Annotated in this window: 20 protein-coding genes and 1 pseudogene; 14 read left to right on the top strand and 7 right to left on the bottom strand. The window is 62.4% G+C overall.

What is annotated here, in order from left to right; translation table 11 throughout:
* Window positions 1-199: 199 nt before the first annotated feature.
* From GRX01_RS05310 to GRX01_RS05280, 7 genes are all read left to right on the top strand, one after another.
* Entirely contained in the window at window positions 200-1,363 is a 1,164-nt protein-coding gene (locus GRX01_RS05310) for a sugar phosphate nucleotidyltransferase (protein WP_159664208.1), read from the top strand.
* 5 nt (window positions 1,364-1,368) lie between these two features.
* A complete protein-coding gene (gene glmS, locus GRX01_RS05305) occupies window positions 1,369-3,171 on the top strand; it encodes a glutamine--fructose-6-phosphate transaminase (isomerizing) (protein ID WP_159664206.1) in 1,803 nt (600 codons plus the stop codon).
* 190 nt (window positions 3,172-3,361) lie between these two features.
* Entirely contained in the window at window positions 3,362-3,583 is a 222-nt protein-coding gene (locus GRX01_RS05300) for a DUF7557 family protein (RefSeq protein ID WP_159664204.1), read from the top strand.
* 146 nt (window positions 3,584-3,729) lie between these two features.
* Window positions 3,730-3,975: an AbrB/MazE/SpoVT family DNA-binding domain-containing protein gene (locus tag GRX01_RS05295; RefSeq protein ID WP_159664202.1), complete on the top strand. Its 246-nt coding sequence runs from the start codon at window positions 3,730-3,732 to the stop codon at window positions 3,973-3,975.
* Window positions 3,972-4,358, top strand: coding sequence for a PIN domain-containing protein (locus GRX01_RS05290; RefSeq protein WP_159664200.1), 387 nt, complete (start codon window positions 3,972-3,974; stop codon window positions 4,356-4,358). Before GRX01_RS05295 ends, GRX01_RS05290 begins: the two co-directional genes overlap by 4 nt.
* A gap of 571 nt (window positions 4,359-4,929) precedes the next feature.
* Window positions 4,930-5,211, top strand: coding sequence for an AbrB/MazE/SpoVT family DNA-binding domain-containing protein (locus GRX01_RS05285; protein ID WP_159664198.1), 282 nt, complete (start codon window positions 4,930-4,932; stop codon window positions 5,209-5,211).
* Entirely contained in the window at window positions 5,204-5,671 is a 468-nt protein-coding gene (locus GRX01_RS05280) for a type II toxin-antitoxin system VapC family toxin (RefSeq protein WP_201289517.1), read from the top strand. The genes GRX01_RS05285 and GRX01_RS05280 overlap by 8 nt, the downstream gene beginning before the upstream one ends.
* A gap of 179 nt (window positions 5,672-5,850) precedes the next feature.
* Here GRX01_RS05280 and glmM read toward each other — a convergent pair whose 3' ends face one another.
* Window positions 5,851-7,176, bottom strand: coding sequence for a phosphoglucosamine mutase (glmM, locus tag GRX01_RS05275; RefSeq protein WP_321167919.1), 1,326 nt, complete (start codon window positions 7,174-7,176; stop codon window positions 5,851-5,853).
* Between the two features lie 197 nt (window positions 7,177-7,373).
* Between glmM and GRX01_RS05270 the strand changes: the two genes are divergently transcribed.
* Window positions 7,374-7,670 carry an AbrB/MazE/SpoVT family DNA-binding domain-containing protein gene (locus GRX01_RS05270; protein ID WP_159664194.1) on the top strand — a complete coding sequence of 99 codons (297 nt, stop codon included), beginning with the start codon at window positions 7,374-7,376 and terminating at the stop codon, window positions 7,668-7,670.
* A complete protein-coding gene (locus GRX01_RS05265) occupies window positions 7,667-8,104 on the top strand; it encodes a PIN domain-containing protein (RefSeq protein WP_159664192.1) in 438 nt (145 codons plus the stop codon). The genes GRX01_RS05270 and GRX01_RS05265 overlap by 4 nt, the downstream gene beginning before the upstream one ends.
* Window positions 8,105-8,133: 29 nt before the next feature.
* Here GRX01_RS05265 and GRX01_RS05260 read toward each other — a convergent pair.
* Window positions 8,134-8,592: pseudogene (locus GRX01_RS05260) on the bottom strand (zinc ribbon domain-containing protein); the annotation flags it as partial.
* Between the two features lie 222 nt (window positions 8,593-8,814).
* Between GRX01_RS05260 and GRX01_RS05255 the strand changes: the two are divergent.
* From GRX01_RS05255 to GRX01_RS05245, 3 genes are all read left to right on the top strand, one after another.
* On the top strand, window positions 8,815-9,387 hold the full coding sequence (locus GRX01_RS05255) for a metal-dependent hydrolase (protein ID WP_321167918.1): 573 nt from the start codon (window positions 8,815-8,817) through the stop codon (window positions 9,385-9,387).
* A gap of 91 nt (window positions 9,388-9,478) precedes the next feature.
* On the top strand, window positions 9,479-9,739 hold the full coding sequence (locus GRX01_RS05250; RefSeq protein ID WP_159664188.1) for an AbrB/MazE/SpoVT family DNA-binding domain-containing protein: 261 nt from the start codon (window positions 9,479-9,481) through the stop codon (window positions 9,737-9,739).
* 1 nt (window position 9,740) lies between these two features.
* Window positions 9,741-10,148: a PIN domain-containing protein gene (locus GRX01_RS05245; RefSeq protein WP_159664186.1), complete on the top strand. Its 408-nt coding sequence runs from the start codon at window positions 9,741-9,743 to the stop codon at window positions 10,146-10,148.
* Window positions 10,149-10,228: 80 nt separating this feature from the next.
* On the opposite strand, the gene GRX01_RS05240 is transcribed toward GRX01_RS05245, so the two are convergent.
* The 4 genes from GRX01_RS05240 to GRX01_RS05225 form a co-directional block, all read right to left on the bottom strand.
* Window positions 10,229-10,558: a DUF433 domain-containing protein gene (locus GRX01_RS05240; RefSeq protein ID WP_321167917.1), complete on the bottom strand. Its 330-nt coding sequence runs from the start codon at window positions 10,556-10,558 to the stop codon at window positions 10,229-10,231.
* Between the two features lie 72 nt (window positions 10,559-10,630).
* On the bottom strand, window positions 10,631-11,887 hold the full coding sequence (locus GRX01_RS05235; RefSeq protein WP_159664182.1) for an RNA-guided endonuclease InsQ/TnpB family protein: 1,257 nt from the start codon (window positions 11,885-11,887) through the stop codon (window positions 10,631-10,633).
* 534 nt (window positions 11,888-12,421) lie between these two features.
* Complete coding sequence (locus GRX01_RS05230; RefSeq protein WP_159664180.1) at window positions 12,422-13,537, bottom strand: DUF1616 domain-containing protein; 1,116 nt, start codon at window positions 13,535-13,537, stop codon at window positions 12,422-12,424.
* A 93-nt stretch (window positions 13,538-13,630) separates the two neighbouring features.
* Window positions 13,631-14,242, bottom strand: coding sequence for a DUF7504 family protein (locus GRX01_RS05225; RefSeq protein ID WP_159664178.1), 612 nt, complete (start codon window positions 14,240-14,242; stop codon window positions 13,631-13,633).
* Between the two features lie 232 nt (window positions 14,243-14,474).
* On the opposite strand from GRX01_RS05225, the gene GRX01_RS05220 reads away from it, so the two are divergent.
* Window positions 14,475-15,140 (top strand): DsbA family protein, encoded by a 666-nt coding sequence (locus GRX01_RS05220; RefSeq protein ID WP_159664176.1) that lies wholly within the window; start codon window positions 14,475-14,477, stop codon window positions 15,138-15,140.
* Window positions 15,141-15,589: 449 nt separating this feature from the next.
* Entirely contained in the window at window positions 15,590-17,269 is a 1,680-nt protein-coding gene (locus GRX01_RS05215) for an outer membrane protein assembly factor BamB family protein (RefSeq protein ID WP_159664174.1), read from the top strand.
* 22 nt (window positions 17,270-17,291) lie between these two features.
* Here the strand turns inward: GRX01_RS05215 and GRX01_RS19450 are convergent, their stop codons facing one another.
* Window positions 17,292-19,304, bottom strand: a complete 2,013-nt coding sequence (locus tag GRX01_RS19450) for a VWA domain-containing protein (RefSeq protein WP_159664172.1) — start codon at window positions 19,302-19,304, stop codon at window positions 17,292-17,294.

The raw sequence follows: 19,304 nt of genomic DNA, 5'->3' as shown, positions 1-19,304 counted from the left end.
AAATATGTCCAAACACGTTCAACCCGTAGTTCCATAGAGCGAGTTCTGAATACAAGCAATATCAATTAGTAATAAAAGACATTTAACGACGACCGAAAATATCAATGGACTGTTCTGTTCTCATTAGGCCCGTTGTAACTGCGGACTGGCTGTGACCGGGTGACAAGAGATATACAGTACGGCCGACTGACCGATACCAATGAAAGCAGTCGTGTTAGCAGCCGGGAAGGGACGCCGGCTCTGGCCGCTCACCGAGAACCGTCCGAAGCCGATGATCCCGGTCGCGAACCGCCCGATCCTCGAACACGTCGTCGACGCCCTCGACACCGCCGGCGTCGACGAGATCGTCCTCGTCGTCGGCGCGAACCGAGAACGCGTCCAGAGCCACTTCGAGGACGGTCAGGGCTGGGATCTCGACATCTCGTACGTCGTCCAGGAGCAGCAACTCGGGACGGGCCACGCCCTCCTCCAGGCGGAATCGAAGATCGGCGACTCGTTCGTCGCACTGAACGGGGACCGCATCATCAACGCCGAGCTCATCGAGGACGTCTGGGAGCGCCATCGGGACACGAACGACCCGGTGGTGAGCGTCACGCGCATCGACGAACCGAGTTCGTACGGCGTCGTCGAACTCGACGGCGAGGACGTCGCGAGCATCGAGGAGAAGCCGCTGCCGCAACTCACGAAGTCGGATTACATCAACGCCGGCGTGTACGCCTTCAGCCCGGACATCTTCGCCGCGATCCGCCGAACCGACACCCACGGTGAGCAGGCGCTGACGGACACCCTCTCGGAACTCGCGAGCGAGCGACGGATCCGTGCGGTGCAGTATCGCGGGATGTGGCTCGACGTCTCCGAGCCGTGGGACCTCCTCGATGTGAACGACTCCCTCATCGCCTACCACGGCCCCTCCGGTGACAGACCCGCAAGCGTCGATGAGTCCGCCGTCGTCGCCGAGGCTGCACTCACAGGAGACGGCGTCGCGGTCCACCCCCAGGCGGCGGTCCTTCGCGGCGTCACCCTCGGGGACAACGTGAGCATCGGCCCGGGTGCGATACTCGAAAATGCGGTAATCTTATCTGACGTGACAATTAAGGCTGGATCAGTAGTGAAGGACTGCATCGTCGGCGCCAACACGACGCTCGGTCCCAACACCACGGTCGAGGGGGGTGACACGGACGTCGTCCTCGCGGACACCGTGTATCACGACGTCACGTTCGGCGGCCTCATCGGCGACAACGTCGACGGCGGGGGGAACGTCACGGTCCAGCCGGGCACCATCGTCGGCAACGACGCGACGCTCGGCAGTGGGTCGCTCATCTCGGGCCGGATCGACGAGCGCAGTCACGTCACGAGGGGGTAAGACGGATGTGTGGGATCTCAGGATACCTCGGAACGGAGCCGGCGGGTCGAATCGTCCATCAGGGACTGAAGAACCTCGAGTATCGGGGGTACGACTCCGCGGGCATCGCGCTCGTCGGCGACACCCTCACGATCACGAAAACCGAGGGCGAGGTCGACGAGCTTCCGGTCCCGACCCAGGACGACATCACCTGCGGCATCGGGCACACACGCTGGAGCACCCACGGCGAGCCCACCGAGGCCAACGCCCACCCCCACACGGACTGTACGGGCGAGGTCGCGGTCGTCCACAACGGCATCATCGAGAACTACGACGCGCTCAAGGCGTCGCTCCGGGACGACCACGTGTTCAAGAGCGACACCGATACCGAGGTCATCCCGCACCTCATCGAGACCCACCTCGCGGACGACGTCGACCTCCTCACGGCGGTCCAGCGGACCACCGACCAGCTCGAGGGCAGCTATGCGATCGCCGTGACCGCGGCCGGCTACGACGGCATCGTCGTCGCCCGCCAGGACAGCCCGCTGCTCCTCGGGCACGCCGACGACGCGACGTTCATCGGCAGCGACGCCACCGCGTTCATCGAGCACACCGACCGCGTCACCTACCTCGAGTCCGGCGACATCGCCCACATCACACGGGAGGGAGTCGAGATCTACAATCACGGCGAGCGCGTCGAGCGCGACGTCGAGACGCTCGAGTGGGACGCCGACGCCGCGGGCAAGGGTGGCTACGACCACTACATGCTCAAGGAGATCCACGAGCAACCCCGGGCGCTCCGGCAGGCGATCTCCGGGCGCGTCGACGAACTCGCCACGAGCGTCGACCTCGATATCGACCTTCCCGAGGAGTACCTGCAGTCCGTCGAGGAGATCCAGATCATCGCCTGCGGAACCTCCTATCACGCGGGACTGTACGCCGCGGAGTTGCTCGAAGCGCATGCCGAGGTCCGCACCAGCGTGCACGTGGCCAGCGAGTACGAGTTCAACGGCGGACGCGACCCGTGGCGGACGCTCGTGATCGCGATCACCCAGAGCGGCGAGACGGCCGACACGCTCAGCGCCCTGCGGACGGCAACCCGCGCGGGTGCTCGCACGCTCGCGCTCACGAACACGCTCGGCAGCACCGTGACGCGGGAGGCCGACGACACGGTCTTCATCCGTGCCGGCCCGGAGATCGGCGTCGCCGCGACCAAGACGTTCGTCTCCCAGGTCGCCACCGCGACCCTGTTCAGCGTCTATCTCGCGCAGGTGCGCAACGGGATCTCCACGAAGACGGCGACCCGACTGCTGGAAAGCGTCCGCGACCTACCGGGAGCGGTGCAACAGATCCTCGATCAGGAGGATATCATCAAAGAGACCGCCCGGGAGTACGCGGACAGTGACGCGTTCTTCTACATCGGGCGGGCGGTCGGCTATCCGGTCGCGCTGGAGAGCGCGCTCAAACTGAAGGAGATCTCCTACGACCACGCCGAGGGCTTCCCCGCGGGCGAGCTGAAACACGGCCCGCTCGCGCTCGTCACCTCCGAGACGCCGGTCATCGCACTCTTGACGGACGAGACGCGCCCGAAGAAGACCCTGAACAACGTGAAGGAGGTCAAATCGCGCGGTGCACCCGTCATCGGCATCGCCAGCGACCCGGAGACCACGGGACATGTCGACACGACGTTCGACATCCCCGACTGTGGAGCGATGGAGCCCGTGGTCGGGAACGTCGCGCTCCAGCTGTTCGCGTACTACGTCGCCGACGAGAAGGGCCGTCCCATCGACAAGCCCCGGAACCTGGCGAAGAGCGTCACCGTCGAGTGATTCCGTCGTAGTACGCCACTCGTCTAGTTACTGTCGCAGTTGCAGACGCCACTGTCGCGGATCTGGATTGTGACGTGACGGTGGATCTCACGAGCCAACTGACGCATCGTCTCGGCCTGCCGCCTCGTTGGATGGCAATCTCTGTAGTAACGGGGAAACGCTGAAGCGAGTGTTTATCCGAGTATACAATATGAGCAAGTCAGTACGCATCTCGGAGAACCTCCACGAGCGGATCAAGGCCCACAAGCGAGAAGATGAGACAATGGAGGATACCCTCCGTCGGTTGATCGGTGGGCCATCGCCGGAGGACGTCTCAGGTATTCTCTCGGACGAGACTGCTGAAGGCATGCGCGACGCGATCGAGGCAACATCCGAGAACGCGAACGAGAAGCGCGACCACCTTACCTTGTAGCGGGCCAACCAATGCACCGACGCCGCACGGCGTTTTCCTGACTAGTGAATGCTTCAGTTGGAACGCTCACCCATAGAGTCGAATATTGGACCATCAAATGCGATCTGATGGTAAGGTTCTTTGGTTGTGGTAGCGTGATCGAACCTATGTCGACAGAGACCGATGGGCAGGGACGACTGTACATCCCGAAGGAAGTCCGCGAGAAGTACGGCCAGAAGTATCATCTCGTTATGTACGAGGACCGAATCGAATTGATTCCGGTCGCAGACGATCCACTCGCCGCCGTTCGCGAGGCGGCGGGCGACCTTCGTGATGCACCAGTCGAGGACATTCGAGGGGACATCGAAGAAGCAGCACTGGTGGACGCCCGAGAGGAGGACGCCGACAGATGACGGTGTACGTCGAGACGGACTTTTTGCTCGCACTCGCCAAGGACTCCGACTGGCTGCAGGGCTCTGCTGAGGACGCACTCGGCGAATACGAGGTCGAAACATCGGCGTTCTCCTACCTCGAACTCGTTCTCGCCCGAGAACGCTACGAGTTCGACTACGTACCGCTCGTGGCGAATCTCCTCGAACTCGTTCCAGTGCAGGACGAAGAAGAGAAACAGGTAGTGCTGAAAGCGGTCAACTATTACGAGGAGGGGATGACGCCGTTCGACGCGTTCCACGCGGCGACTGCGGAAACGCGAGGGATGGATGTACTCTCCTCTGAGAAAGACTACGATGACATCGAGGGAGAGCGAGTCCCACTCGAACCGACCGATGAGGAATGACTCTGGGGGCTCTATTGAATCGTGACTAGAGACCTTCTGTGAAGTGGTATGTACACACTCTGTAGGTGACTCGGCGTGCGATCGCTGAACGGTGTCCAGTTCGGTGAACGTGCGTCCAGCACTGAGTGTAGGAGACTGCTGATGCTCTTGGTTACTCTGTCGCTGCAAACCCTTCCAACCACAAGGTATTGGGTGATCTAACCTATCGGTATCACATGGCCCGATATCCACGCTCCGTTCGCGCAGCTCAGGTGAAGTGTACAGACTGCAATGCGCCGGCTGCAGAAACGGTCGCTAACGAGCACGTCTGCGTCGAGTGTGGAAGCGTTGTTGTCGGCGATCTGTCCTGAATCGCGTTCCACGTATTGAAACAGGCCGAAGCGATCCCGCCACTATTTGAATTTAGATAGGGTGAACCGCCTCGGGGTCAAGCCCCGAGGCACTCGGCCTGCTCCGCCTGTAGATTAATTGACTGAAGAAGTAGTGCGGAGTCTCCTTCCTCTAGGAACGAGCGAACCGAGTCAATAGTCTGATCAAAGCGATTATACACGTTCCCACAGTAGGTGGGAATATGGCTACGGTTGATTCAAAAGGTCGAATCGTTCTCCCGCAGGAGGTGAGAGAGCGTCTGGGGATGACTCCCGGCACGGAAGTAGAAATCCTCGAAGAAGACGGGAAAGCTGTCGTTGAACCGGAAGACGATCCCGAACGAATTCTCGAACGCATGGAGCGACTCGTTGAGGAAACGGCTTCGGAGCGTGGGGAGACGACTCCGATCGACGGGGGCGACCCGATCGCCCAGAAGCACAGGGACGCTGTTCGGAGAGGGGCGGAGAAAGACAGCGATGAGTGATGCTGGTGGCCCGTATCTGTTTGATGTCGGAGTGATTGCGCTCGCACACACAGAGGCTCCTGTGCGTGATGCTGCGCTCTCGTACGTTCGAGCTGCCGTCGCTGGTGACATTGATGCAGTTGTTCCGTATCCTGTGCTGATCGGAGCGCACACCGTCCTGACGACGTACTACGGCCGGTCAAACGCAGATGCATCTCGGCTTCTACAGAACTTCATGGACGCGAAACGAATTCACTGGTACGACGGGATGTCTGAAGGCGGAGTTCGGGGAGGATTATCTCAGGCGAGTGAAGTAAATGTTGGTGGATGGGACGGGTACTATGCCCAGATCGCCATTGACGAAGGGGTAGAGACTGTCGTAACGATTGATGACGACTTCGAACGATTTGATGAGTTCGATACCGAAGTCATCCTCTCTCCTGACGAATTTGCCGAACTGAATAGGTTTCTTCAAAACTGACTCCATCTCTCGGTCTGAGTCCAAAAGGAGTCGCTATCGAGTCGTTCAGCAAGCAGGAGATCCCGCCGCTTCCGGCGGGGAGGACTCGATACGTGATCGGCTGTCCGATGTATTCCATCGATTGTGAGGCACTCCTCCCGCTCCAGTGGGAAGCGCCGTTCCGTACCCCAGAAGAGCGATCACAACTCCCGTGCAGTCGACACGAGCGCTCGTGCCTCTGACAGGAGGTCGTCGGTCGTCTCCGCACTGCGTGCCTCCGCGGTGAGTCGCACCAAGGGTTGGGTCCCGCTCGCTCGGACGAGGATCCAGCCCTCGGGGAAGGAGACCCGAACACCGTCCAGTGTCTCGATGCGGTCCGACTCGTATCGTTCACGCGCCAGCGTCTCAACTGCCGCCATTACGGCATCGTTGTCTTCCACCTCGATGTTCTCACGTTGGATCGGGTACGTTTCGATCCCGTCGACGAGCTCGGCGAGCGACTCCTCCGCATCGACGAGCGCCGCGAGCTTCGCGGCGGCGAGCGGGCCATCCGGACACAGCGTCTCGTCGGGCCAGATCCACGCGCCGCTCGGCTCGCCGCCGAACGCGACGTCGTCGGCCGTGGCCGCCTCGGCGACGTACACGTCTCCAACCCGAGTGCGCGTCACCGTCACGTCCTGCGGGGCGAGCGCGTCGTCGACGAGGAGGCTCGTATCGACGGGGGCGGCGACGCGGTCGCCCGCGTCGACGCTCCGCTGCGCTAACAACGCGAGCAGCACGTCGCCGGAGACGAACCGTCCCGTCTCGTCGACCGCCATCATGCGGTCGGCGTCGCCGTCGTGGGCGATCCCCAGGTCGGCGTCGGTCGCGGCGACGGTCGCACACAGCGCCTCGCAGTTGGCGGCCGTGGGCTCGCTCGGCCGGGCGGGGAACGACCCGTCCGGCTGGGCGTTGAGCGTCTGGACGTCACACCCGAGCGCCGTCAGCGCGCTCACACTCACACCGCCCGCCCCGGTTCCGACGTCGACGACGACCGAACAGTCGAGCGGTCCATCCACCGCCTCGCGGATCGCCGCGACGTGTGCGCGGTCGGCCTGGTCGTCGGTCGTCGTTTCACCGATTCCGTCCCACGCTGCGAAGTCGTACTCCTCCTCGCGAATGCGGTCAGCGATCTGTTCGCGGCGCTCCGTATCGAACGCCTGTCCGGAGGGCGACCATAACTTCAATCCGTTATCCGGGGCTGGGTTGTGTGAAGCAGTGATCGACACGCCGGCGTCCGCGTTGTGCCAAGCCACACTTCGGGCGACCGTCGGCGTCGCAGCCCGCCCGAGGTCGACGACGTCGCTGCCGCCCTCCTCGAGTCCCGCGACGACTGCCGTTCGGAGCATCCGCCCGCTGTCGCGTGGGTCTCGCCCGACGACCACCCGGTCGTAGCCGTCGGCCGCGAGCGCACGGCCGACTGACAGCGCGGTCTCCGCGGTTACCTCCTCTCCAACGCGTCCCCGGATCCCGCTCGTCCCGAACACGCGCCTCGGTCAGTAGTCCACTCGCTTAGGTTTTCTCCCTGCGAACACGTTGTCACGGCCGAGCAGCTTGTTCGCTGTGGTCGGCTCTCTGTGCTGTTCAAGCCTTCTCGACACCGGTGATCTTGACTCTAGTGAACTCTACGGCAGTTTGACTGCGATAGCCTTAGTAATATAGAGGTTCAGAGATACAACTAACGATGGCAAGTAGTACAAACGATCCCACGGTAGTGCGCGTGTCTCAGAAAGGGCAGGCCACGATCCCGAAGGGGTTGCGAGAGAAGTTCGGGATCGAGACGCCGGGAGAAGTGTTCGTCTACGAAGAGCAGGGGCGCATCATTATCGAGCCGGTACCGTCGCCGGATGAACTACACGGAATCCACTCTGGGGAGCACGAACGCGGTGAGGTACTGGAGCGGGTCCGTGACATAAAGGATGAAGAAACGCGTCGAGAAGCGGAGCGAGTTGAACGGCTCCGCCCGTCCGAGGACGCATGAGCGGCGGATACGTCTTCGATACTGAAGCGCTCATCGCCTTCCTCTACAACGAACCCGGCCACGAAACCGTCGCAACTCTTCTTGACCAGGTCTTCTCCGGTGAGTTCGATGGGTTCCTCACAGAGACGAATGCCAGTGAAGTGTTCTACCTCGTTGCACGGTTCGAAGGCGCCGATGGCACGCCGACAGACGTCTCCCTGCGGGAAGCTGATCGGGATATTCGTGCACTTGAACGGCAGGGATTGAATATCGAGTCGGCTGACTGGCGACTGGCAGCTGAAGTGAAAGCCGATGGGAGCATCTCACTTGCCGACGCGTACGCGGTTGCGCTCGCCCACACCCATGACGCGACACTGGTCGCCGGCGCTGACGATGACTTTGCTGAGCTACCGATTGAGATCGATTTGCAGCGGTTCCGAGACCACAGTGCTTGAACCGAGTCAACTACCCCACCCTACTTCGCTCACCCTGACGGGTTCGCTCGTGGAGGGTGGGGGTTGTCCATGAACTCGGCCCCGAACCCTTCCGGGTGGGCGGTGGATCCGTCACTCGGCGTCACAGATCCAGACTTTAGGGCGAGCTGACTGTCGCCCGTCCGCCGAGACGACTGTTGGCCCCGGCGGACGTACCGCATCCCGATGTTCTTCGCTGCGTTGTAGTCCGCGTTCGCTTCCGAACCACACTTCACACACCGGAAACAGTTGCGAGTCTGACGATTCTCGTCTGTCGTGAACCCACACTCGGCGCACCGCTTCGATGTGTACGCCGGCCTGACTTGCTTCACCGAGATACCTTCTGCCTCGGCTTTGTACTCCACTTGCTCGTCTAGCGTTCGGAACGCCCACTTGTGACCCCACGACGCACCCGTCCGGTCGCGAATATGAGTGAAGTTCTCGAACGCGATCACTTCCATCCACCACCGGTCGCGAACCGTACCGACGCGGAGAACATCAGTGGCTGGACGACCATCGTGACGTGAGCCGTCTCGTTCTCGATCGGATCGAAGAGCGCATCGAAAGTCTGTGGGAACGACAGTGACGCTCGAGATGTGAATCACGCTGAACCGGTCAACGAGTTCAGCGTAGTTGTGGCCATCCTCTTTCGATCAGCCACCCTTATTTCCACCCCACACCTCCCCGTCGTTGTGTTACCGCTGGGACACCTCGCGATCGCGTACCTTTGGTATGCGGGCTACGCGGCCGTGGGGACGCACCGGCTGCCCGCTCGCGCCGCGCTCGTCCCGCTTGCGATCGGCAGCCAGTTTCCCGACCTCGTCGACAAGCCGCTCGCGTACCTCGACATCCTCATCTCCGGCCGGTCGCTGGCGCACTCGCTGTTCACCTTCGCGATCTGCTCTATCGCCGTCTGGTGGCTCGCTCGGCGCCTGCGCGGCCGCTGGAGCGACGGAACGCTCCCCGAACGCCTTCGGGTCGTCACGCCCGCGGCGTTCGCTGTCGGCTATCTGAGTCACCTCCTCGGCGACACCTATCGGTACCTCCTCGCCGTCGACCTGTGGGGAGCGCGGTTCCTGCTGAACCCGTTGTTCCCGTTGTCGACCTCGCCTGGCGACGAGATCGCCCCCTGGATCCGGCTGTTCCGCATCTATCGGGACATGGGGACGCACCCCAGCATAGAGCTGATCGTCGTTGCGATCGTCGTGTTCGTGGGGTTGCGAGTACGGCGCTACTGGAAACGTACACAGGTCGACCAAGTCTGAAGCGAATCCGATCATTGGCCTCCTTCTGCGCCTGTAGACGCGGGAATCAAGGCCCCCAAAGGTTGAGGTATTACGGAAGGTATTACTCAGTATGAGCGAGTCCACCCGCGTCACGGAGAAGGGGCAGGCAACGATCCCCAAAGTTCTGCGCGAGAAGTACGATCTCCAACCCGGCGACGAGGTCATCTGGATGGACACCGATGACGGTATCGTCGTGAAGAAGCGCACCCACACCGGCGGACGCGGGATGTTGGTGCCCGACGATACGTCCACGGAGAAGCGCAAGGAGATCGCCGAGGAACTGAGCCAGCGGGTCCGCGAGCGCCGTGACCGCAACTACGAGGAAGTGTGAGATGGCGACGTACACCGCCGACGCCGTTTCCCTTCTCGTGTACCTAGTCGATGCGCTCCCGAAAGCGGCTGATCGCGTGTTCGCCGAAGCCGAAGCCGGCGAGACAGCCATTCAAGCACCGAGCACGGCGCTTGCCGAGGTGCTGTACTCGGTCTCCCGCGACAAGGACGTCCGAGGGGTAACACTCACCGGAACGCCGGAGGACGCTCGCCGGGCACTGGTCGGGAACGGACCCGTCTCGGTCGCGCCGGTTGATCACGCAGAGCTGGTCGAGTACGCGCAGCTAGTGGACGGGTTCAGTATCCACGACGCGCTGATAGTTGCCAGTCACCGTGCGCAGGGAACCGGCGCCATCCTCACGACCGACGAAACCGTCCGCGACGCCGGCTATGAGACCATCTGGGAGTGACCGTCGCGCTCACACAATCGAGCGAACTGCTTCTCGGTGTCCTCGTCGAACAACAAGCGCAGCGTCAGCGGCACTCTCGACTACTCCGTCGACCCCGGGGCGTCCGTGGGTCCGGTCGCAACACTGGGATCGGAGCGTGCCCCTTTGAGGTTTCGCTCGCGCTCCTCGCGGATGGCCGCCATTTCGCTGGGGTGTTCGTGGTAGTATGCGAGCGCCCGGTAGACATCGGCCACATCGAGATCATGGCGATCGGCGACCGCCCGCGGTTCGAGCCCGCGGCCCTCAACGCGCTCGTATACGAACAGCACGCTGATGCGCGTTCCGTCGATCCGGGGGTCACCGCCGAGCACGTCCTCGGTTCGGACTATCCGAGGAGCGTTCCCGCCGTTCGACGACGTCGTCTCGCTCACATGCTGTCGTTCGTGGCCATGGATTGACATCCTCCTCCGGCTAAAGCCGGAGGAATCCCGAGCGTTGGGAGATTAGGGTTTGCAGTCTCCCTGTTCTCTCGGTGTGAACCGTCCGCTCTCGCGGTCGAACAGGAAGACTCCGGGCTGTGCCAACCAGCCGTTACTCATATCCCCCGCCGGGGGACTCTGAGTTATCTTTCTCCGAATGTTCACCGCACCGTTCACGTCCGCGTTCATCGTCGTCTCGCACGACAAACAGACGTACAAACCCCGTTCCACACGATTCGAGTCGCGAATCTGCCCGCAACACGAACACGTCTTCGAGGTGTTCTCCTCGTCCACACGGTCAACGAGAATGCCGTGTTCCTCGGCCTTGTATTCGAGTAGCCGAGGAAATCGGTCGAACTCCCATCCGTGGAGTTTCTTGTTCCCCGATGCACCCCAGCTCCGCGAGTCGCCGTTCTCATCCTTACGGATGTCGCTGAGGTCGCCAACCGCGATCTTCGCCACGCCTTCTTCGACACACCGCTCAACGATGTGCTTCGAGAGGGTGTGGAGGAAGTGGTCTTTGCGTCGGGAGAGTTTCTTCCGAGCCTTCAACACACGCTTCGACGGCCCGTTCTCACCTTCGGTCTGGTACTCCTCGCGCGTGAAGTAGTGCTTGTCCTCTTTCAGAACATTCCCCGGATACAACTCGCTTTCTCCGTCTTCGTAGTCGATGGCGAGATAGTTGCTGATCCCGAGGTCGATTCCCGCTGTGTTGTCGCCCGGCGCGTCCTCGACCGGAATTTCTTTCTTGCAGACGAGGTGGAGTTCCCACTCGTCACCGTTCCAGACGGCACGCACCTGCTGGATGTTCTCGACCTCTACGTCGGGGCGAGTGTTGTACTCTGCGAGGAGGAAGTCAGACCGTGACTCTTTCAGGTTGAACCCTTTCGAGAGGCGCAGTTGACCGTGCTTCGGGTCGTGCTTGATCGCTCGCTTCTTCCACGTCACGGTGGAGCGCGGGTGAGCGTCGCTACGCTTCCGGTATCCGGGTGGGTTGTTGCTGTCGTCGGAGTTGTACCAGCCTGTGAACGCCTCAGCAAGTTCTTCGAGAACTCGCTGACTTGACTGCGAATGGAGGTCATTGTAGCGTTCGTGGTCTTTCAACTCCGACTTCAACTCGGCTTCGTCAGGTATCTCACCGGTTTCGTCCCATCGTTGTTGGATGTAGTAACGTCCGACGTTCCACAGTTTCGAGGCGGAGAACCCGCACTGGTCGAGGTCGTCACGAACCTGTTGGGGGTTCGTGATACGGGCGACGTAGGTGCGGGTCGTCTCCAGCATCGTACTGTGTTCATAATATGTTATGAAAAAGTGTGTATTAAAACACACGACCGGGCGTGGAATATCCGGTTGGAACGTTGTCGATGGATTATCGGCCAGAGTGTCGGATTCATCCCGCGCCTAAAGGCGCGGGTATTCTCCTTGCTCTCTAACAATACGTCGGACTCAAGCGTCCGCTGTTTCGTCACGAGTTCAGTTGATCCGTCCGGGCCGACCGACGGGACGGCTCGGCCCGGTCACCGCCCGAAACGGATCAGTCCTGAGTTCACCCGCTCGCCCCCCCACCGATCGGGGCCCCGCACTCCTTGCACATGTTCGACTGCCACGGCACGGTCTCGACCACCGCTCGCTGGTCCTCACACCGCGGACAGTACGCGCGTTTCTGTTCCTCTGACACCGCGTCCGCATGTCCACAACGCCGTGTTGAATAGTTTTGGATGGTTGACCTGTTCGGGATGATGACTGGCAAGAGTCCGAAACAATCGAACGGATGTCTGATCCGGCGGGGCACGCTCACCGGTCGAAGCTCCACGATCACCCGACGGCGGCGACCCGGCTCGACTCGATGGCGGCCGGACTCACCGAGGCCGAGGGGTCGCTCACGTTGATCCACAGGTGGAGTTCACGGTAGGCGTTGTCCACGGTCGGCTCCGCGGGCGGATCGCCCACGTACAGGAGGTACGCGAGCCGCAGGCGCTCGCCGGTCATCCGGGGCGTCACAGTGTGGTTGAGGTGCCACGTCTCGTTGTGCGCGAGTTCGACGTCCCACTGCTTCAGCCGCGACTCCTCGAGCACCGTCGTCGAGTTGTTCGCGACCCTGACGCGTTGCAGTTGGACCACCACCGTGTAGTCGGTCGGCCGGTTCTCCTGGTTCGTCACGCCGACGACGAGCGACCGCGACTCCCCGCGGGTGAACTCCGTCGGGTAGTCGTCGGCGACCAACTCGCCGTCCTCGTCCTCGGTGAGGATGTAGAACTCGGTAAACGACTCGCCCTGTTTGGGCACCGCGACCGCGTAGCCCACGCTGGAGACCGCGATCACGACGCTGACGGCGAGGAGTACGTTGAGCGCGGCGTCGGTTCGCGTCTCCGGCTCGAACAGCTCGGCCCGAGCGTCCGCGATCCACCGCCGGTACGGGACGCGGAGTCGTTCGTCGGCCGGGAGCGCACGCCGACGCCGGGCGGCGACGGCCGTCAACGCCAGTGTCACCCCGCTCACGGAGACGACGATGGGGACCAGGCGAATGCCGAACGGCGTGAAGTTGAGGACGAGTCCGACCAGCGGGACGACCGCGATGCTGGTGCCGAACGAGAGCGCGACCCGTTCGATGCCGTCGATCCCCGAGGGGTCCTCGTCGTCGGCGTCGCTGTGGTCGCCGCTGACCCCGGCGCCGACGCCGTCGTCTCCTCGCTCGCCGTCCGCCGCGGGCGGCGTCCCGGCCTCAGGGAACAGCGCCGCGATCAGAGCGTAGCCGGGGACGAACAGCACGAACGGGAGACCGAACACCACCCGGAGGGGCGTCTCGTTGACGACGGGGGTGAACACGCTCACGATCGTGAGCGCGACCGCGACGACGACGGCGGCGAGGTCCGCGGGGAGATAGCGGACGGGGGCGGGGAGCAGTCCCCACCACCGGGAGTCGCCTGACATACCCGACGTAAGCGAGGCATGGCGCAAAAGGTAGTCGGTCCAGTCAGCGGGTTGACTCCCCGTCCGGTGAGACGAGGGACTCGACCGACGCGGTCAGACCGCCCCGTCGTCGCGGACGGTGACGACCTCGTCGACGACCTGCTCCAGCGTCGCGACGACCGTCTCGTCGTGAGCGCGCGGGTCGAGATGGTAGTGGATGTGCGAGTCCGCGTCCTCGACGAGGGTGTTGGTCACGTTGATGAACTTGATGGCCGCGCTGAGTTCGACGTACTGCAGCAGCGTCGTCAGCGAGTCGACGCAGATCCGGGAGTGTGCGCCGGCCGCCGACGCCTCGTCGACCACGTCGGTCAGCGACACGCCGATGCTCGTGAGATCGGAGGGCGCAGTGACGGCCTCGACGGTGAGTGGAACTCCCTCGGGCACCTGATCTCGGGGGTCGGACCCGTGGTCGCTCCGGTCGCGGGCGTAGATCATCGAGACCGGCATCGAGAGCTCGCCCCCCCAGTCGGTCAGCTCCGTGACCTTCCGGCCCATCGAGTGTCTGAAGTTGAGGTTACAGATCTTGAGAGGTGTTCGGTCCGAGGCGAGGTGACGGTGACACTCCCGGTCGCGCTCGTCGCTGCGAACGGGCGCCAGCAGCAACACCGACCGCGGATCCGACGGCTGTGCGTGTTCGTCGGACGACCCGGTTTCGACCGCTTCCATTCGATATACTGGTTGGATTCCTAATACATAAAGTTGTGTTGCCCTCGCACGGATCGTGTTGCATAGGGCGGTCGTTGATGTACACTCTCCATGCGGGCGACCGCGTGACGCCGAATGGTCGCGAGCAGGCTTTCGGCGAGGTGACGACACACTGCAGCAGTCGACTGGGACAACTCTCGAACTCCGGGAACCGTCCCCAACCGTGTTGTCGGGTGCGTGTCGACCTCGCGTCATGCCCGAGTTGCCCCGACGCTCGCTGCCAACACGACGCGCCGCCCTCACTGGACTCTCGGCAGTCGCAACCGCCGCTATGGCGGGCTGCCTCGGTGGCCGTGGTGCCGACGAGGAGCCCCCCACAGACGCCGTTCAGTCGCTTCCGACGCCCGTCCAAGGGGCCGACGACGCGCCGGTGACGGTCGCCGTGTTCGAGGACTTCGCGTGCCCGCACTGTCGGACGTTCGCCGTCGACGTCCATCCTCGACTCGTCGACGAGTACGTCGACCCCGGTGACGTGCGGTACGAACATCACGACTTTCCGATCCCGGTCGACGACCGGTGGTCGTGGGAGGCCCCCGGCGCCGCCCGTGCGGTCCAAGACACTGTCGGGGACGAGGCGTTCTTCACGTTCACCCAACGGCTGTTCGAGGACGGGTGGACGGACGGGTCTCCCGCGTACTCGGAGTCGCTCCTTCGGGACCTCGCCGGCGACGTCGACGCCGACCCGGACACGGTCGTGACAGCCGCGAGGGAGGGACGCTACCGGCCGGTGCTGGAGGCCGACCGCGAGGCCGGGCTCGACCGTGGTGTCCAGGGGACGCCGAGCGTGTTCGTCGACGGGACGCTCATCGACCGGCCGGACTACGCGACGATCTCATCGGCGATCGATGACCGACTGTGAACACGAGACGAACGGCGCCGAGATCTCAAAGGACACTGACGCGAAGTGGAGCGCGTGAACGGGTGCTGATCGGAGGACACGGTACCTAGTCACGACAGCCCGGGTAGCCTTCTCTCAACTGGCGGTCGATCGCCTCATCCCAGCACACAGCAGGAACCGTCCGATGCGAGTTCTGAGCGGGGCCACGTCGAAGACCCTTGTTCTACACGACCTCCCGAAAGAGCGGTTATTCCCGCGTCTCCAGCCGCGGCAGGAGGTTAATTCTCCTCAGGCTGTCGCCACCGACACGATGTACGTCGGCGACGCAGCAGGATGCGTGACGGCCTATCGACAGCACGGTACCCGGGAACGCAACCGACGTATACTGGTTTCTCTGTTAGTCTATCAGTTCGGTGAAGCTGTCCCCACCGAAGACTTAGTCACGCCCCGGACGTGTCTTGACGTGTCGAATGACTAATGAGGAAAAAGGGGCTGCAAAGGATCTATCCGATTCCGAGTCAGCTACACTCGAGCCTGGAGATTTCGTCTATCTAGCTGTTTCCTGGGTCGATCCGCCGGACCGTGGTTCCCCGTTCAGCGATTCCATCGGCCTGCTTCTCGGGAGCGGACGCTACCCAACGATCGAACAGCATCTGATCGGGTCTCACCTCGGTACGCAGCAAGAGTATCTGATCACGAACGCCGACGGCATCACGGAGATCGCTCCGGCTCCGCCGCTGGAGACGGTTTTCGATACGGAGACTGCCCGCCTGTTGGACCAATTGGGACTCTCAACGGTTGGAACATTCCTCACAGCAGATCTCTCCGGTATTGGATCGCTCCCGATAGACCAAGACCGACTCACGGAGATGCGTCGTGAACTCGCGGACTCGCTTGATGGCGATATCGTGACGATCACCAATGAGGAGATCTATCGATGGGAAAACCGGAGCGACAGTATCGGAACGGAGGCCCGGAGTGAGGATCGAGTATCAACAGCTGCTGATCCGATAGCTGACCGAAATGGGCAGCTTGCGACGAACCCCAACTCATGGCCACAGACATGGCCGACGTCGGGTGGAAACTTTCGTCGAAGTGGGAGTCGCGACACACACAGTGTTCCGACGATTACTGGAACGGAACGTTGGTCGAACAGTGATCTGATCAGCCGGGTTGGGAACGCTGCCCCGGCAGTCATCGACGGCCGCGTGTTCGTTTGGACGAATCGGGGGATGGCAGCCTTCGATGCCTCGTCCGGCGATGTAGAGTGGCACAAGAAGTACCCGGCGATCACGCGAACCGATGGCGGGTGGCCCTTCGATCTGCAGTCACCGATCGGGACAGATGGATCCGTATACTTTGCTCCTCAATTGACAGCGTTGGACGTAGCGTCAGGCGACCACGAGCAGGAATTCGCACCACGAACGGCAGTCGCTCGGGTGAGTATCGCAGACAACCGACTGTTGATCACTGGGGGAGGGTCACTGCTTCGTACCGAGCGCCTGAGCGGTCGCGAACGCGGGGCCGAAGTCAAAATCGAAGGATTCGATGAAGAGACTCCCCAGCACGCCCCAGCATACAGCACTGAACATGGAATAGCCGTCGTGGGGAACAACGAAGGCGCACTATGTGGGATCGATATCGGAGCGGGGAGCGTCGACTGGCGGGTCGGACACCACGGTTCATTCCGAACGCCGGCAGTCGCCACGCACGTCTACGCTGCTACCTCCGATCACCGCTTGGTCGCCATCGATGTCGACACAGGCGATACCGTCTGGCGAGCGGACATCACTAATGGGCCGATCTCTGATCCTGCTGTAGCTGGCGATCGGGTCTACGTGACCGCAACGGACGGACTCTATGCGGTCGATGTCTCCACTGGTGAAACCGATCTCGAGTACTCGTTTGACAGCGCAGGCGCTGATCGAGGGGCGAGCCCAGTCCCACCACGGCCGACGATCGTTCGGAACCGAAACTCACAGGTCGTGTTCACGGCGGTTGCGGACACGCTGTACGCGGTTCACGGGTCGACGGAAAGATCCACCTCCACCCAATGCGCATTTGACGCCACTGTCACGACCCAACCAGTTCACGCAAACGGGACGGTCTTTGTCCGTACCGCTGACGGAGTTTTGCATGCCGTCGAATGACCGAGTGGGAAGACTGTCCTGATCAGGAGGGCCGTGTTCTGAACAACGACTTGACCAGGGCTCGGAGCCGAGTATCCAGAGAGTCGCCATCGGTGTGGACGAGTCGGTCGAAGTGATCGCTATCCCCGTCGAAATCACGGGTGCCCGGGGAGTCGTCCTCCGCGTCATCGCGGACGTACACACCGAAAACAGGGAACGAACAGCCGGCGAGTTCCCGCTGATAGGTCTCGGGCTGGTTCGGTTCGCCGTCTGTGACAACGAACAGCAGCGGAACCGTTCCCTGCCCCTCTTCCAGCAACGCGCGACCTGCCGAGAGGGCCCCCGTGAGTGGCGTCCCGCCGTGGGCTTCCTCCCGGATGAACCGGGAAACATGGTTGGCGGGGGAGCCTCCAACCGGAACCTCCAGATGTGGTACCCCCTCAAACAACGAGAGAAGTCCCACGTCAACGTCCACAGCAGCAAACGCAGCAAGCAACTGCGCGACCGCTCGTTCGGCCGCCATGATTCGATCACCATCCATCGATCCCGAACGGTCTAGGATAATGACACAGGAGTAGTCGCGGTCGTCTCCCGCTGAGCGACGCTGGAACACACGCTGATCGCCGCGTACAACTCGGATCACCCGGCTCCCGTCCAAGCGTCCAGATCGGTGGCCACCGTCGAAGCTGGTCCGCCGGCGCCGGCGTAACTGCGTCGCTAGGTCGGCTTGGAGCTGCTTGGCACGCTCGACAGCCGTCTCCCAGACGTAGCGACTCGACTCGTCGCCGCTCGCTTCGGCGATCCCGATCCGTTCGACGCGAGAAGATTCATCGCGCGTGAGATCTCGGAGGTCGTGAGCATTGGTTTCCAATGGGGTTCGTGATTGTCCGCGGACGCTCCGTCCTCGTGCCGCCCTGCGAGCGTACCGCTCGAGTTCACGCTGGGCCACCCAGCCTGGCGGAAGATGTGACCGATCGCCACCGGGCGCACCTGTCTGTCCGGATGTCGGTCGCGTGGTTTCCTCCTGTTCGTCACTGGAAAGAGTGGGACCGTTGTCGTCGTCCCCACCGCTCAACCGCACGTAGGCATCCGCTCCTTGGGCGCTTGGGAGCTTCCCAGCTCGTCGCCCACCACCGAGTCCGCCCGCCGTGACGTCCGCAGGGCGGACGACGAAGACATCAGTCCCTCGAGACTGAAAGACCGGGAGCGGCGCCAGGTGATCCCGGACGTCCTGAAAGAAGTCCCAGGCCAACTCGACACGGGCTGTCGGATCGGGTTCCGAGAGCATGGCGGCAGCGTACTGGCGGAGCGGTTGCGCGATGTCCTGAAGCACGTCACCGCGATCATTGCGGACAGTTCGGGTCTCGTTTGTCGGATCCACCAGCGCCGCGAACCGATCGCCCTTCGTGAACCCGTTATCGATGAGTCCGACACGGATCGCGTCGAGAACTGAGTATTCCGCACGAAGTGTGGGCTCATCGTGGCCGCTAGTGTTCGGACTGCGTCCAGTCTCGGCAGTCGTGTCCGGTCCGAACTCGAAGAGCTCACTGTACCGACGGTGTCGATCGTCGGCCATCCGAACGAAGGTTTCGTTGAGGAGGGTCAGATCCGCAGTCACGCGGAACTCGTTGGCGATCTGTGTCTCGACAACGCCGTCCTCCGCCGCGTTGTAGACCGTCTTGAACGCCTCACGCCACTCCGGGCGAACGGACTCGAGTCGCTCGTTGAACCGTTCGAAATCCGAATACAACACGTGACCGAGTTCATGAAAGAGCAGGCCCACCTGTACCCGCTTGTTCCAGACGGCTTCCGGGAGATCTGTGCCGGGCTGGTCGTATGCGTTCGTCGGGATCTGAATGACGTAGGCTTCGCCAGCCCGCTCGGTGTCGGGTGTACAGGCGGCTCCGTCGTCGACGAACTGCACCGAAACAGAGACACCGCGAGGGGTACAGATACTGGCTAAGCGTTCGAGGGTGTCACGTCTGGCCTCCGAAGCGCGCCGGCTGATCGACAGGGCTGAGAGCTCGAAGTCCGGTGTGTTCTGTGTTATCTCCAC

Origin of the sequence: Halobaculum saliterrae, from assembly GCF_009831625.1 — an archaeon.
Classification (GTDB): domain Archaea; phylum Halobacteriota; class Halobacteria; order Halobacteriales; family Haloferacaceae; genus Halobaculum; species Halobaculum saliterrae.
This window is presented reverse-complemented; position numbering and strand designations above follow the sequence as displayed.